This is a genomic window from Marinobacter shunpengi (assembly GCF_045449715.1).
Taxonomy (GTDB): Bacteria; Pseudomonadota; Gammaproteobacteria; order Pseudomonadales; family Oleiphilaceae; genus Marinobacter.
Genome location: NZ_JBJJLA010000015.1, coordinates 280041 through 294438, shown reverse-complemented (window position 1 = coordinate 294438; position 14398 = coordinate 280041). Strand labels below are relative to the sequence as shown.

Annotated in this window: 14 protein-coding genes; 13 read left to right on the top strand and 1 reads right to left on the bottom strand. The window is 61.6% G+C overall.

Annotated elements, in window-relative coordinates; genetic code table 11:
- Positions 1-17 precede the first annotated feature (17 nt).
- Positions 18-1019, top strand: coding sequence for a S49 family peptidase (locus ACJO3T_RS09350; RefSeq protein WP_406978361.1), 1002 nt, complete (start codon positions 18-20; stop codon positions 1017-1019).
- 22 nt (positions 1020-1041) lie between these two features.
- On the opposite strand, the gene ACJO3T_RS09345 is transcribed toward ACJO3T_RS09350, so the two are convergent.
- On the bottom strand, positions 1042-1647 hold the full coding sequence (locus ACJO3T_RS09345; protein ID WP_406978360.1) for a Maf family protein: 606 nt from the start codon (positions 1645-1647) through the stop codon (positions 1042-1044).
- 178 nt (positions 1648-1825) lie between these two features.
- On the opposite strand from ACJO3T_RS09345, the gene ACJO3T_RS09340 reads away from it, so the two are divergent.
- The 12 genes from ACJO3T_RS09340 to putP all read left to right on the top strand — a co-directional run bounded on the left by ACJO3T_RS09340 (position 1826) and on the right by putP (position 14307).
- On the top strand, positions 1826-2338 hold the full coding sequence (locus ACJO3T_RS09340) for a YceD family protein (RefSeq protein ID WP_406964455.1): 513 nt from the start codon (positions 1826-1828) through the stop codon (positions 2336-2338).
- Between the two features lie 50 nt (positions 2339-2388).
- Positions 2389-2568, top strand: a complete 180-nt coding sequence (gene rpmF, locus ACJO3T_RS09335; protein WP_328189092.1) for a 50S ribosomal protein L32 — start codon at positions 2389-2391, stop codon at positions 2566-2568.
- 68 nt (positions 2569-2636) lie between these two features.
- Positions 2637-3638, top strand: coding sequence for a phosphate acyltransferase PlsX (gene plsX, locus ACJO3T_RS09330; RefSeq protein ID WP_406964458.1), 1002 nt, complete (start codon positions 2637-2639; stop codon positions 3636-3638).
- Between the two features lie 122 nt (positions 3639-3760).
- The gene (gene fabD / locus ACJO3T_RS09325) at positions 3761-4699 is read left to right on the top strand and encodes an ACP S-malonyltransferase (protein WP_406964459.1); all 939 of its coding nucleotides are present in this window, start codon (positions 3761-3763) and stop codon (positions 4697-4699) included.
- A gap of 62 nt (positions 4700-4761) precedes the next feature.
- Positions 4762-5505: a 3-oxoacyl-ACP reductase FabG gene (fabG, locus tag ACJO3T_RS09320; protein ID WP_406964461.1), complete on the top strand. Its 744-nt coding sequence runs from the start codon at positions 4762-4764 to the stop codon at positions 5503-5505.
- A 142-nt stretch (positions 5506-5647) separates the two neighbouring features.
- Positions 5648-5881 carry an acyl carrier protein gene (acpP, locus tag ACJO3T_RS09315; protein ID WP_091848505.1) on the top strand — a complete coding sequence of 78 codons (234 nt, stop codon included), beginning with the start codon at positions 5648-5650 and terminating at the stop codon, positions 5879-5881.
- A 73-nt stretch (positions 5882-5954) separates the two neighbouring features.
- Positions 5955-6785, top strand: coding sequence for an aminotransferase class IV (locus ACJO3T_RS09310; protein WP_406978359.1), 831 nt, complete (start codon positions 5955-5957; stop codon positions 6783-6785).
- A 9-nt stretch (positions 6786-6794) separates the two neighbouring features.
- A complete protein-coding gene (gene mltG / locus ACJO3T_RS09305; RefSeq protein WP_406964463.1) occupies positions 6795-7853 on the top strand; it encodes an endolytic transglycosylase MltG in 1059 nt (352 codons plus the stop codon).
- Positions 7850-8473: a dTMP kinase gene (gene tmk / locus ACJO3T_RS09300; RefSeq protein ID WP_406964464.1), complete on the top strand. Its 624-nt coding sequence runs from the start codon at positions 7850-7852 to the stop codon at positions 8471-8473. Before mltG ends, tmk begins: the two co-directional genes overlap by 4 nt.
- A 28-nt stretch (positions 8474-8501) precedes the next feature.
- Positions 8502-9275 carry a helix-turn-helix domain-containing protein gene (locus tag ACJO3T_RS09295; protein WP_406964465.1) on the top strand — a complete coding sequence of 258 codons (774 nt, stop codon included), beginning with the start codon at positions 8502-8504 and terminating at the stop codon, positions 9273-9275.
- A 126-nt stretch (positions 9276-9401) separates the two neighbouring features.
- Positions 9402-12590 carry a bifunctional proline dehydrogenase/L-glutamate gamma-semialdehyde dehydrogenase PutA gene (putA, locus tag ACJO3T_RS09290; RefSeq protein WP_406978358.1) on the top strand — a complete coding sequence of 1063 codons (3189 nt, stop codon included), beginning with the start codon at positions 9402-9404 and terminating at the stop codon, positions 12588-12590.
- A 226-nt stretch (positions 12591-12816) separates the two neighbouring features.
- Positions 12817-14307 carry a sodium/proline symporter PutP gene (gene putP / locus ACJO3T_RS09285; RefSeq protein WP_406964468.1) on the top strand — a complete coding sequence of 497 codons (1491 nt, stop codon included), beginning with the start codon at positions 12817-12819 and terminating at the stop codon, positions 14305-14307.
- Positions 14308-14398 lie beyond the last annotated feature (91 nt).

Sequence of the window (14398 nt, the reverse complement as noted above, 5' to 3'; positions counted from 1 at the left end):
AAACGGAGAGGTAGTGCATGTCAGAATGGAATTCATCCGAGGGCTGGGGTGACGATCCGGTCCGCAAGGCGCCACGGTCGTCCGGGGTGACGGATTCGCAGGCCCTGGAAAAGCTTGTGGGCGCGCTGACGGCTGAGCAGCGCAGGAGCCGCCGCTGGGGTATCTTCTTCAAGATCCTGACGTTCCTCTATCTCTTCGCGTTGCTCTTCATGTTCCGGGCGCCGCTGACGGGCGGACTGGATACTGCGGGGGTGGAGGCCCACACCGCGGTGGTAGAGGTGAATGGCACCATCGCCTCGGATACCCATGCCAGTGCCGACAACCTGGTGGGGGCGCTGCGGCGGGCGTTTGAGGCGGAAAATGCCCGGGCCGTGGTGCTGCGCATCAACAGCCCTGGCGGCAGCCCGGTACAGGCGGGCTATGTCTATGATGAGATCGTCCGTCTGCGGGAAGAGCATCCGGACAGGAAGGTATACGCGGTTATCAGCGACATGGGCGCCTCCGGTGCCTATTACATCGCGGCGGCGGCGGACGAGATCTACGCCAACCGGGCCAGCCTGGTGGGTTCCATTGGCGTGGTGTCCGGTGGTTTCGGGTTTACCGGCCTGATGGACAAGGCCGGGGTTGAGAGGCGGCTCTATACCGCCGGGGAGAACAAGGCGTTCCTGGATCCGTTCTCACCGGAGGAGCCTGGTGAAGTGGCCTTCTGGCAGGATGTGCTGAAGAATACCCATGAGCAGTTCATCGAGTATGTCCGCAAGGGGCGTGGTGAACGCCTGGCGGATGACGAGCGGTTGTTCAGTGGCCTGGTCTGGACCGGGGAGCAGGCCCTGGAGCTGGGGCTGGTGGATGGGCTCGGCAGCACCTCCTGGGTGGCCCGTGAGCTGGTGGGCGAGGAAGAGCTGGTGGACTACACCGTCCAGCCGTCTCCATTCAAGCAGTTCACCGATGCGCTGGGTGTCTCCATTGTCAGTGCATTGCGCACCGAGCTGGCGGGCTCCCGCTTCGACCTTCGCTAGGTTTTGCTCGCCAGTGAGGGTTCTATGCAGGGCTTGCGCTCCCCAGGATATCCACGCCCCGCCGTTGCAACATGTCCGTCAGGGCAATCAGCGGCAGTCCGATCAGGGTGTTGGGATCCCGGCCTTCCAGGCGGCTGAACAGGACAATACCCAGGCCCTCCATGCGGAAGCTGCCGGCACACTGGTAGGGCTGCTCGATCCGCAGGTAGCGTTCGATGGTGTCCCCGGGCAGCGACCGGAAATGGACCCGGAAGGTTTCCTCCAGGGTATCGGTGATGCCGGTGGCTGAATCGTGAAGCGCCAGACCGGTATGGAAGGTGACGGTCCGGCCGCTGCACAGGGCCAGTTGCTGGCAGGCCTTTTCATGGCTGCCGGGTTTGCCGAGGATGGCGCCGTCCAGGGTGGCCACCTGGTCGGAACCGATGATCAGATGCCTCGGGTACCGGTCACGGAGGGCTTCCGCCTTGCCGCGGGCCAGGCGTTCAACCAGGGTCGGAGCGGACTCCCCCGGCGCGGGTGTTTCGTCGATATCCGGGGAGGCGCACTCAAACGGTAACCCCAGCCTTGCCAGCAGATCCCGGCGCCAGGGTGAGGATGAGGCCAGCACCAGTGGCGGAGTGGTCGGCATGGTCGGACTCCTCTATAGTCGAGGTAGGCAACCATAGCGGGTTGTGACCGACGTCGTCCATATATATACGAAGTTGCCGCGGTCAGGGGAGGAAGTCTTTGACAGGGCGGCATCTCGCCCCTAAAATTGCGCGCCTATGTCAAACGCCGAATTGCCAAGGTCTGTTGACCCACACCGCATGGCGGAAACAGGTGCCGAGCTGGAGGGAACTATCCCCCTGGTGGAGCTGACCCGTTTCCGGGGTGCGGTTCTGGCCATTCCCGAGGGCGGTCATTGCCGGGTTCGGCTGGTATTCAGCGCTGACAGTGAGCGCCGGCGAGTTGTCCGGGGGGAACTGGAAGCGGATGTTGAGCTGGAGTGCCAGCGTTGCATGACGGGGATAAGCGCCCCGTTGCGCTCATCCTTCGAGCTGGGCCTGGTGACCAGCGATGAACAGGCCCGGCAGTTGCCGACGGAGCTGGAGCCCTTTGTCACCGATGGTGATGCGGCCGATCTCTGGACAATGGTGGAGGACGAGCTGTTGCTGGCGCTGCCGGCCTTTCCCCTGCACGAACGGGGAGACTGTCCGGCAACCTCGGAACTGGAGGCCCTGGAGCCCGGTTCCGAAGGTGACGAGGCCACCTCGGACTCCGGTGAACAGCGTGACAACCCTTTCAGTGTGCTGAAAGGGTTGAAGACAACCAAGCATTAGCAATATTCACGTGCTTACGGGCACATAGTAAACAGGTCAGGAGTACAGTCATGGCTGTCCAGCAAAATCGTAAAACCCGCTCCAAGCGCGGCATGCGTCGTTCCCACGATGCCCTGAGCAAACCGACCCTGTCGACCGACGCAACCACCGGTGAGGTTCATCGTCGTCACCACGTGTCTCCGGACGGCTTCTACCGCGGCAAGCAGGTCGTGGAAGCGTACGACGAGTAATTCCGTCGCGCCGACCCCGTTATGCTTCCGGGGCCGGACCCATACGCAGGCACAGGTGAGATAGTACGGTGACCTCGGTAACCCTTGCCATTGATGCCATGAGCGGTGATCGTGGTCCGGAAGTTGCTGTGGCGGCAGCCCTGGAAGCGGTCGACGACAATGAGGCCTTGACGCTGATCCTGGTGGGTAACCAGGGGCAGCTCAAGGCCTTGTTGCATCCAGGGCACCCAAGAATCCGTATCGAGCCCGCCACGGACGTGGTGCGTATGAATGAACGCCCGTCCCATGCCCTGCGACACAAGCAGAACGCCTCCATGGCGGTGGCCCTCAGGCTGGTCCGTGACGGCGAGGCAGAAGGATGTGTCAGCGCCGGTAACACCGGTGCACTGATGGCCTTTGGCCGCTCCATCCTAAAGATGTATCCCGGTATTGAAAGACCCGCCATCACCAAGCTGATTCCCTCTCTGCGGGGGCAGTGCCAGGTGCTGGACCTGGGTGCCAATGTCGATGTCTCGGCTGAAAACCTCTACCAGTTTGCCCTGATGGGGTCGCTGATGGCGTCGGCGGTCAGCGCCATTCCCGAGCCCAGGGTTGCCCTGCTGAATGTGGGGGAAGAGGAGATCAAGGGCAACGAACAGGTCCGGCTTGCCTCCCATATGCTGGCGCAGTGTGAAACCCTGAACTATATCGGCTACGTTGAAGGTAGTGACCTGTTTCGGGATGTCGCGGATGTGGTTGTCTGTGACGGTTTTGTCGGCAATGTCGCCCTGAAGACCGGTGAGGGGGTTGCCGGCCTACTCATCGAGTTGCTTGAGCAGGCGTTCACCCGCAACCTCTATGGTCGGGTGGTGGGGTTTATGGCACGACCGATCATGGGGCGCCTGCTTCGCGATATGGACCCGACGCGGCATAATGGTGCCAGCATGCTCGGTTTGCAGGGTGTGGTGATCAAGAGCCACGGCAATGCCAATGAGCGGGCGATGAAAGCGGCTATCCGTCAGGCCGTCCGGGAGGTGGAGCTGGAAGTTCCCCGGCGCATCAACGAACGTCTGGACGATCTTGTCCTGTGATCTGGCGGTCACCGAAACAGGACGGGCTGTCCTGTACGGGGAGCTCTTCGTGGTCCTCACAGCGGTTTGCTTGTACTATTGGCTAATCCTACTGAACCACCAACCACGGTAAAATTTTCGTCATGAAAACAGCCTTTATATTTCCGGGACAAGGGTCTCAGTCAGTTGGTATGCTCAAGGCCGCTTCCGAAGCCTGGCCTGTGGTCGAGCAGACATTCTCCGAAGCGTCCAATGTGCTGGGCTATGATCTGTGGGAACTCTGCCAGAACGGACCGGCAGAGGAACTCAACCAGACCATGGTGACACAGCCGGCGCTACTGACTGCCAGTATTGCCCTCTGGCGGCAGTGGTTTATTGCCGGGGGCACCGAACCGCAGTACCTGGCCGGGCACAGTCTTGGTGAATACAGCGCCCTGGTGGCGGCCGAGAGCCTGGACTTTGCGGACGCCGTCCGTCTGGTGCAACTGCGGGGTGAGCTCATGCAGAGTGCGGTGCCGGCGGGCGAAGGCAGCATGGCCGCCATCCTCGGCCTGGAGGATGATCAGGTCATCTCCGCCTGTGAGGAAGCCGCCGGCAAAGAGGTGGTTTCGGCCGTTAACTTCAACGCGCCGGGCCAGGTCGTCATCGCCGGCAACAGCGCGGCGGTTGAGCGGGCCATTGAAATCTGCAAGGACAAGGGGGCCCGCAAGGCCATGCCGTTGCCCGTCAGTGTGCCGTCCCATTGTGCCCTGATGAAGGGGGCCGCTGACGAGCTGGCCAAGGCCCTGAACAATGTCAGTTTCGGTAATGCGTTGACCCCGGTGATACAGAATGTTTCCGCGGAGCATGTCCAGGACGCCGATCAGCTCAAGGCCAACCTGGTCCAACAGCTCTATTCACCGGTGCGGTGGACCGATTCCATGAAGCTGCTGGTGGAAGAGGGTGTCGGTGTGATGGCCGAATGCGGTGCCGGCAAGGTCCTGGCGGGTCTGGGCAAGCGCATTGATCGCAGCCTGAAGGTGTTCAGCATTGAAACGCCGGAAGGCCTGGACGGTGCCCTTGAGGCATTCCGCAACGATTAAACCATACACAGGCGCCGTCTCCCTGGCGGCGTTTTCTACATTGATGGAAGGGAGCATTCCTCATGTCTCTTGATGGCAAGATTGCACTGGTTACCGGTGCCACGCGGGGCATTGGCCGGGCCATTGCTGACAGCCTCGGTAAACAGGGTGCCACGGTGGTGGGCACCGCGACATCCCAGGGTGGTGCGGACACGATTTCCGCCAACCTGAAGGAAGCCGGCATTGAAGGCTTTGGCATGGTGATGGATGTGTCTGACCCCGAGAGCATCGACGCCGGTCTGAAGAAAATGACGGCAGAGGTTGGCGCCCCTGTGATACTCGTCAATAACGCTGGTATCACCCGTGATAACCTTTTGCTGCGTCTGAAGGATGACGACTGGTCGGCGGTGATCGAAACCAACCTGTCCAGCGTCTATCGCCTGAGCAAGGCGGTGCTGCGGGGAATGGCAAAAGCCCGCTGGGGGCGGATCATCAATATCAGTTCGGTGGTCGCCGGCATGGGTAACCCCGGCCAGGGTAACTATTGCGCTGCCAAGGCTGGTGTTGAAGGTTTCACCCGCAGCCTGGCCAAGGAAATGTCCAACCGGGGCATTACCGCCAACTGTGTGGCACCCGGGTTTATCGATACCGATATGACCAAGGCCCTGGACGAAGGGCAGCGCAGTGCCATGCTGGAGAATATTCCGGCCGGTCGCCTGGGGCAGCCGGAGGAAGTGGCCGCCGTGGTGGCGTTCCTGGCATCCGATGCGGCCGGCTACGTGACCGGCGACACCATTAATGTCAACGGCGGCATGTACATGGGGTAGGGCCCTGGCCGGGAAAGCCGCTTTGGTTCTGGCCAAGCCCTTTATCTGAATAGGTTTTATCTTCGTCCCTGCTTGTCTGCAGGTGGGGTTTACCATAAACTGGCAATCTTTCATTGCCTGGTTGACAAAAAGTGAGGAAATTATGAGTACAGTTGAAGAGCGCGTTAAGAAGATTGTTTGTGAACAGCTGGGCGTCAAGGAGTCCGAAGTTCAGAACAGTTCTTCTTTTGTAGAGGACCTGGGCGCTGACTCACTGGACACTGTGGAGCTGGTCATGGCTCTCGAAGAGGAATTCGAGACCGAGATTCCCGATGAGGAAGCTGAAAAGCTGACCAGCGTTCAGGATGCGATTGACTACATCAACGCACACAGCTGATCGTCTGTAAGCCAGGCAAAAGCCGTCCTGTTGTCGCAGACAGGGCGGCTTTTTTGTGTCTCCGGGGGCACCTATGGTCAATATTCTCGTTTCCGGGAGCGGTGAACACGGGCCGGCCACCGTACCTGGTGATGACCGGGGGCTGGCCTACGGAGATGGCCTGTTTGAAACCATCCTGGTCCGTCATGGTCGCCCGGAGCTGGTGCAGGCGCACTGCCAGCGGCTGCTGGGCGGCGCCTGTCGTCTGGGCATTCCCCTGGTCCAGGCAGACCTGGATCTGGCGCTGCAACAAGGGCAGACACTGATTGAGCGGACCAGGAAAACGGACCGCCAGGTCCTCAAGTTGCTGCTGACCCGGGGCAGTGGTGGTCGTGGTTATCGCCCGCCGGAGGCCGCTGAGCCCCGGCTTCTGATTTCCCTCCATGCCGCGCCGCCAGAGCCTCCCGGCGAGGGTGTGGCGGCATCCATATCCGACGTGCCACTGACCGTTAACCCGTTGCTGGCCGGACTCAAGACCCTCAACCGCCTGGAGCAGGTCCTGGCCAGTCGCGCCATGCCGGAAGGCTGTTACGAGGCGCTGATGAGGGGAGACCGGGGTGACCTGCGGGAAGGTACGCGGACGTCGCTGCTTTATCGCTGGCGGGGCGAATGGTGCACACCGCCCCGTGACCAGGTGGCGGTCAACAGCGTCATGCTGGCGCATGTTGCACAGGGGCTGGCGGTAAGCGGGCAGATCGTACGGGAAGGGTTCCTGCAACCGGAGCAGTGTCACCAGGACGATTTCGGCGGTCTGCTGCTGCTGAACAGTGTGATCGGCGCGGTGCCGGTGCACACTCTGGCGGGCCGGCAGTTGCCTCTCCCGGACCACCTTGCGACAATCGTCAGCCTTGCCAGAAAACGTTGAGGAGTTACGTTGATCAAGTCGTTTGTTATTGCGGTTGTTGCGTCGGTACTAGTGACCGTGGCCGGTGCTGCCCTGTGGAGCTGGCAGGGTCTCAAAACCCTTGAGGTGGAAGCCAACCTGCAGGAATCCATGCTGTACCTGGTGCCCCGGGGCACGTCCTACAATGCGGTGGCCCACGACCTGGAGCAGAAGGGACTGGTGGACAAGGCCATCTGGCTGAAGCTGCTGGCACGGGTCGAGCCGGAAATGACCGCCATCCGGGCTGGTGAGTACGAGTTCCACCCCGGTATGACCCCCAGGAACATGATCGCCCTGATGGTTCGCGGAGATACCAAGGTGCGCACGGTCCAGTTTATCGAGGGCAAGCGCTTCCGGGACGCGAGGGCGGCCCTGGCCCGGGCGGAGCACCTGGAGCAGCTCACCGCCGACTGGTCAGCGGACAGGATCATGGCGGAACTGGGGGACGAGGGTGCGCACCCGGAAGGCCGGCTGTTCCCTGATACCTATGCCTACAGTCGCGGTGACAGTGATCTGGAGATTCTCCGCCGTGCCTATGAAAAAATGAACAACGTACTGGCCGAGGAGTGGGCCGGTCGGGCGGATGACCTGCCCTACGAAACACCCTATGAGGCGCTGATCATGGCCTCCATCATCGAGCGGGAAACCGGTGTGCCAGGGGAGCGGCGAGACATTGCCGGTGTCTTTGTCCGGCGCCTGGAGAGGGGCATGCGCCTGCAGACTGATCCCACCGTTATCTATGGTATGGGCGATGCCTACGAAGGACGTATCACCCGTCGGGACCTGCGTACCCACACCCCCTATAACACCTACCGTATCTCCGGCCTGCCACCGACCCCCATCGCCTTGCCAGGCCGGGCGGCGATCCATGCCGCCGTCCACCCCGCCGAGGGGGATACCTACTATTTCGTGGCCCGGGGGGATGGCAGTCACAAGTTCTCCCGTACCCTGGAGGATCACCGCCGGGCGGTTCGGGAATACCAGCTCAACCGTCGCGAGGACTACCGTTCCTGGCCGGCCCCGGACAATGGGGACGAGGGCACTGAATGAGCCGCGGGCAGTTCATCACGTTTGAGGGCACCGAGGGCGTCGGCAAGTCGACCCAGCTCGCCACGGCCAGGGAAGCCCTGGAAGCCGCCGGGAAGCCGGTGCTGGTCACCCGTGAGCCCGGCGGTACTCCCATGGCCGAGGCCATCCGGGAACTGCTGCTGACGCCCCGGGACGAAGCGGTCAACGACCTGACCGAACTGCTGCTGATGTTTGCCGCCCGGGCCCAGCATCTCCACAGTCTGATCATGCCCGCCCTTGAGCGGGGAACCTGGGTGCTGTGTGATCGGTTTACCGACGCCACCTACGCCTACCAGGGTGGTGGCCGAGGCGTGCCCCGTGAACAGATTGCCATCCTGGAACAACTGGTCCAGGGGGAACTGAGGCCGGATCATGTCGTGTTGCTGGATGCGCCGGTGGAAGTGGGAATGGCCCGCGCCCGCAGCCGTAGTGCGCCTGATCGTTTTGAACAGGAGAAAGCGGCCTTTTTCCAGCGGATCCGGGATTGTTACCTGGATCGGGCGGAACAACAGCCCCTGCGGTATCATGTGGTGAATGCCGCACAGCCCCTGGAAGAGGTCAGTCGACAGGTATCGACCCTGATATCCCGCCTGGTTGACTGATCCGCGCGGCCAACAATAGGGAGTGACGATGCTGTCCGCCCGACTCCAGACCCTGCCCGAGTTCACTCACCAGCACCGCCACGATCATCATCAGGCCGTGATCGGCGTGTACGGCGGCGCCGAGGTGAGCGTGGACGGTCGCGAAGGGCGGCTGGACACCTGGCGGGCCTGCCTGGTGCCGGCGGGGGTGCGCCACGAATTTTCCGGCGGACGTGAAAACCAGGTGCTGGTTATTAATGTGGACGCCTGGCATCCGCAACCCGAGGAACCCCACTACCAGGACTTCCTGGTGATCAGTCGGCTGTTCCAGAGGCCGGTGGTGGTGGGGCTGGATGTCCACCTGCAACAACTGGTGCAACTCTCGGCGGGGGAGATCCGTCGCTCAGCCGTAGAGCATGGTATCCGCGACCACCTGGCAACGGCGATCCTGCTGGCGCTGTCGGACCGGCTGGGCGAGGAGCGCAACAGGGTACCGCTGAGGCGCGCCGGTCTCGATCCGGAAACCCTGCGCCGCTATGTCCTGGAAAACCTGGGGCAGCGTATCACCGTCGAAGAACTAGCGGCACAGGCCTGCCTCAGCCCCAGCCGGTTCCATGAACTGTTCCGGGAGGCCATGGCCACCAGCCCCTACCGTTTCCTGCTCAATACCCGCCTGGACCAGGCCTGCCAGATGCTGAGAACCACCTCGCTGTCGGTAGCCGATATCAGTGCCCGCACCGGTTTTTCCAGTCAGTCGGCCTTTACCACAGCCTTGCGAAAACATCGCGGGCTTACCCCAACACAATTTCGTGAACGGCTCTGACGTCCGCTCAAATCCCTAAAGATCGTAATAATTTATAAACAGTCCGCAGGAATTTGAAAGTGGTCGGTCCTTACACGAGCTAGATTACAGGCGTGTTAATTTCACCTGTATTCGGAATGGGCTGATATGTTCCCTGCTTCCAATGTTCTGGGTCCCGCTTTCCAGGAACAGCCCCGTGGCTGGTTCTGGCAATCCATTGTGGACAACTACGCAGTGGATGAGTCCGGGTACCTGCGTGAGCTGATGAAGCTGGCGCGCAGTGATGCCGCGGAGAAAAAGGCTGTCACTCACCTGGCGACCGACCTGATCCGGGACGTGCGGGAGCAGGATGACACGGTCCATATGGTGGACGCCCTGCTGCAGGAGTACAGCCTGGATACTGAGGAAGGCATATTGCTCATGTGCCTGGCCGAGGCCCTCATGCGTATCCCGGATAAGCACACCGCCGACGCCCTGATCCATGACAAGATCTCCACCGCCGACTGGCAGAAGCATGTTGGTCGCAGTGAATCCACCCTGGTGAATGCGTCCACCTGGGGGTTGTTGCTCACCGGTCGCGTGGTGAAGATGGACAGGCGCATTGACGGCTCACCCTCGAATATCTGGAAGCGGCTGGTAAAACGCAGCGGCGAGCCGGTTATCCGTAGTGCCATGTACCGGGCCATGGCCATCATGGGCAGGCAGTTCGTCCTGGGGCGTGATATTGACGAGGCCATGAAGAACGCCCGGGAGTGCCGGGACAAAGGCTACACCTATTCCTTCGACATGCTGGGCGAAGCGGCCATGACCCGGGAGGACGCGGCCGGCTACCTGGCGTCCTATCGGAATGCCATCGAAAGCGTTGGCAGCGACACCTATACCACCAATGGGGTTCCCCGCCCGTCCATTTCCATCAAGTTGTCTGCCCTCCATCCCCGGTATGAGGAATCCCAGGAAGCGCGGGTCATGACGGAACTCCACGACACGCTGGTGGACCTGCTGTCGCTGGCCAGGGAGCGGGATGTCGCCATTACCATCGACGCGGAGGAAATGGACCGGCTGGAACTGTCCCTCAAGCTCTTCGAGAAGGTATTCAGTGATCCGGTTGTCCGGGGCTGGGGCGGCTTCGGTATGGTGGTGCAGGCGTATTCCAAGCGGGCCCTGCCAGTGCTGTGCTGGCTCAACCGGCTGGCCAGGGACCTGGGGGATGAAATTCCCATCCGCCTGGTGAAAGGGGCCTACTGGGATACCGAGATCAAGCTCAGCCAGCAGATGGGTGCCGCAGGTTATCCGGTGTTTACCCGCAAGGAGGCCACGGATACCTCCTACCTGGCCTGCCTGAGGTTCCTGCTCAGTGACTACACCGACGGCCGCCTGTATCCACAACTGGCGTCCCACAATGCCCATACCGTGGCCTCGGCGCTCGCGATGGCCCGGAGGAAGGGCCGACGTTTCGAATTCCAGCGCCTCCACGGTATGGGCGATGCGCTCTACGGCACCCTCCTGTCGAATGAGAAGATTCCGGTACGGATTTATGCGCCGGTGGGGCCCCACAAGGACCTGCTCCCTTACCTGGTGCGGCGGCTACTGGAGAATGGTGCCAACTCCTCCTTTGTCCATCGCCTGGTGGATGCCCGTACCCCTATTGAAGACCTGGTGACCAATCCGGTGGATGAACTGGAGCGATACCAAAGCCTGTCCAATGACCGCATCGACCTGCCTGAAAAGCTCTATGGTATGGAGCGCCGCAATTCTCGCGGTTTGAACATCCAGGTGGCAATGGACCGTGAGCCTTTGCTGGCCACGCTGGCGCGCTGGTCGGACCATCAATGGCAGGCCGGCCCCGTAATTGCCGGTCGCCGTCGGGACGACGGCGAGAAAAACCCGGTCCATGCCCCCCATGACCACGGCAAGATGGTTGGTGAGGTGGTCTGGGCCAGCGATACCCATGCCCGCGAGGCGCTGGAGGCTGCCTGTGGCGGTTTCCCGGCCTGGAACGAGCGCCCGGTGGGGGAGCGGGCTGCGTGCCTGGAGCGCTTTGCCGACCTGCTGGAAAGGCACATGGAAGAGTTGATCGCACTCTGCTGCCGGGAGGCCGGCAAGACCCTGCAGGATGGCATTGACGAAGTGCGGGAAGCAGTGGATTTCTGCCGCTATTACGCGGTTCAGGGGCGTTACCGTTTCGAGCGGCCGATCGCACTGCCTGGGCCCACCGGCGAAAGCAATGAGCTGTACCTGGAGGGGCGGGGCGTTTTCCTGTGTATCAGCCCCTGGAATTTTCCGCTGGCCATCTACACTGGTCAGATGATGGCTGCCCTGGTGGCCGGCAATGCGGTGATCTCCAAACCGGCGGAGCAGACCAGCCTGATCGCTGCCAGGGCGTTCGAATTGATGTTGGAGGCTGGTTTCCCGGAAGGCGTGGTTCAGTTCCTCCCTGGTGACGGCGCCGGACTGGGACGGGTACTGGTACCCGACGAACGCATTGCCGGCGTGGCCTTCACCGGCTCCACGGACGTGGCCCATCTCCTGAACCGGCAATTGGCGGAACGCCCGGGGGCGATTGTGCCGCTGATTGCCGAAACCGGCGGCCAGAACGCCATGATCGTGGACTCCAGCGCCCTGCCGGAGCAGGTGGTGGCGGATGTGATCCAGTCTGCTTTCGCCAGCGCCGGCCAGCGCTGTTCGGCGTTGCGGGTGCTCTACCTGCAACGGGATGTGGCGGACCGGATGGAAGAACTGCTGGCGGGGGCCATGCAGGAACTGTCAGTGGGAGATCCGGCGTTGTATCGCACAGATATTGGTCCGGTGATCGACGGGGAGGCCCGTTCCGCTCTGGAGTCGCACCTGGAGGCACTGCGGACGTCCGGCGCACGTCACATTGCGCAGACGCCCCTGCCGGATCAATGCGCCAACGGCAGTTTTGTCGCGCCTACCGTGGTCGGGATCCGGGGCATCCATGAGCTGGACCGGGAGCATTTTGGCCCGATCCTTCACGTGGTCCGCTATGAGGCCGAACAGCTCGATGAGGTGATCGACGGCATCAACGCTTCCGGTTACGGCCTGACACTCGGCATCCACAGTCGCAGCGAGGCAACCGCCGCCTATATCGAGCGTCGGGTGAAGGTGGGTAACACCTACATTAACCGCAACCAGATTGGTGCGGTGGTGGGTGTGCAGCCGTTTGGCGGGCGCGGGTTGTCCGGAACCGGACCCAAGGCCGGTGGACCGCATTATGTCCTGCGCTTTGCCACGGAGCGGGTCAGGACCATCAACACCACCGCCGTGGGCGGCAACGCGTCGTTGTTGTCCCTGGGGGTGGAGAGGGTTGAACACTGAAAGGCCCGGTTGGCCAATCAACGGATAAACAGGGAGGGAAAAACAATGCGATAGCAGGCGGGATAAAAATAGCACGCTATCATTGATATACGGGAAAGCAATAAAACCGCAACGGGGATACCCGACGAGATAAAAAAATAAAGGGTGTGACTGCCGGTCCGCAGGACGGACAGGTGGGCGCCAAACGGTCGGACACGGTTCCGGCCCAATAAACTGGAGGATTTTCATGGCCATTGGCGTTTGGATAAGTCTATTTCTCTATTTCGGGCTGATGATTGCCATCGGCTTGTATGCGATGCGTACGTCCACGTCTTCCTCGGAAGACTACATGCTGGGCGGGCGGGCTCTCAGTCCCAAGGTCGCGGCCCTGTCCGCGGGCGCTTCCGATATGAGTGGGTGGTTGCTGCTGGGGCTGCCGGGGGCGCTGTATGTGTCCGGTCTGGCCAGCGCCTGGATTGGTATCGGCCTCTTCGTGGGAGCGTTCGTCAACTGGGTGGTGGTTGCTCCCAGGCTGCGCGAACAGACCGTTCACTATGGCAACAGCCTGACCATTCCCGCCTTCCTTTCCAACCGTTTTCCGACTATGGCGCTGCCACTGCGTACCATATCGGCGATCGTCATCGTGCTCTTCTTCGCGGTGTATACCGCTTCCGGCCTGGTTGCTGGCGGCAAGCTGTTTGAAAGTGCGTTTGCCGAAATCCTTAACGTGCCCGGGATGAGCGACTATGCGGTGGGTATCCTGATCACACTCGGTGTGGTTCTGGTCTACACCGTGGTGGGTGGCTTCCTGGCGGTGAGCATGACGGACTTTGTCCAGGGCTGCATCATGATGCTGGCGCTGATCATCATGCCGGCGGTGGTGCTCTTCGGCGAGGGCGGCGGTGGTTTCGCCCAGGCATCCCAAACCCTGAATGAGGTGGACCCGTCCCTGTTGTCGTGGACCGAGGGGCTGACGATCATCGGCTTCCTGTCCGCGGTTACCTGGGGGCTGGGCTATTTCGGCCAGCCACACATCATTGTCCGCTTCATGGCGGTACGCAGTGTGGAAGAGGTTCCAGTGGCCCGGAACATCGGCATGACCTGGATGGGCATTTCCCTGATCGGTGCCATTTCCCTGGGTATCTTCGGTCGCGCCTATGCCGTCCGTAATGGCCTGGATGTGGCGGATCCGGAGACGATCTTCATCATCCTGTCCGAGCTGCTGTTCCATCCGCTGATCACCGGTTTCCTCTACGCTGCGCTGCTGGCAGCGGTGATGAGTACCATTTCCAGTCAGCTGCTGGTGTCTTCGTCCTCCCTGACAGAGGACTTTTATCGCCTGTTCCTGCGCAAGGACGCAACCGACCGCGAATGCGTCAACGTTGGCCGGGTCTGCGTGGTACTGGTGGGTATCGTGGCTGCCTTCATTGCTTCCGATCCGGACTCGCAGGTGCTGGGGCTGGTCAGTAACGCCTGGGCAGGCTTCGGTTCCGCCTTCGGTCCGCTGATCATTCTGTCGCTGATGTGGAACCGGATGAACGGTGCCGGCGCAGTCGCCGGTCTGGTGGTCGGTGCGGCCACGGTGATCATCTGGATTTCCCTGGGCTGGAACGCCAGCTTCATGGGTGGTCCGGGCGTCTACGAGATCATCCCCGGCTTCATCGCCTCCTGGATTGCCATCGTGGTGGTCAGCCTGGCGACAGGTGACAAGGGCGAATTCCAGGCCATCAACCGATAACGAATCGAGTCACGTCAGTCCTTGGGGCCCTGCGGGGCCCCTTTTTTGTGCGGCGCACAAAAAACGCCAGCCCGGAGGCTGGCGTTTTTTC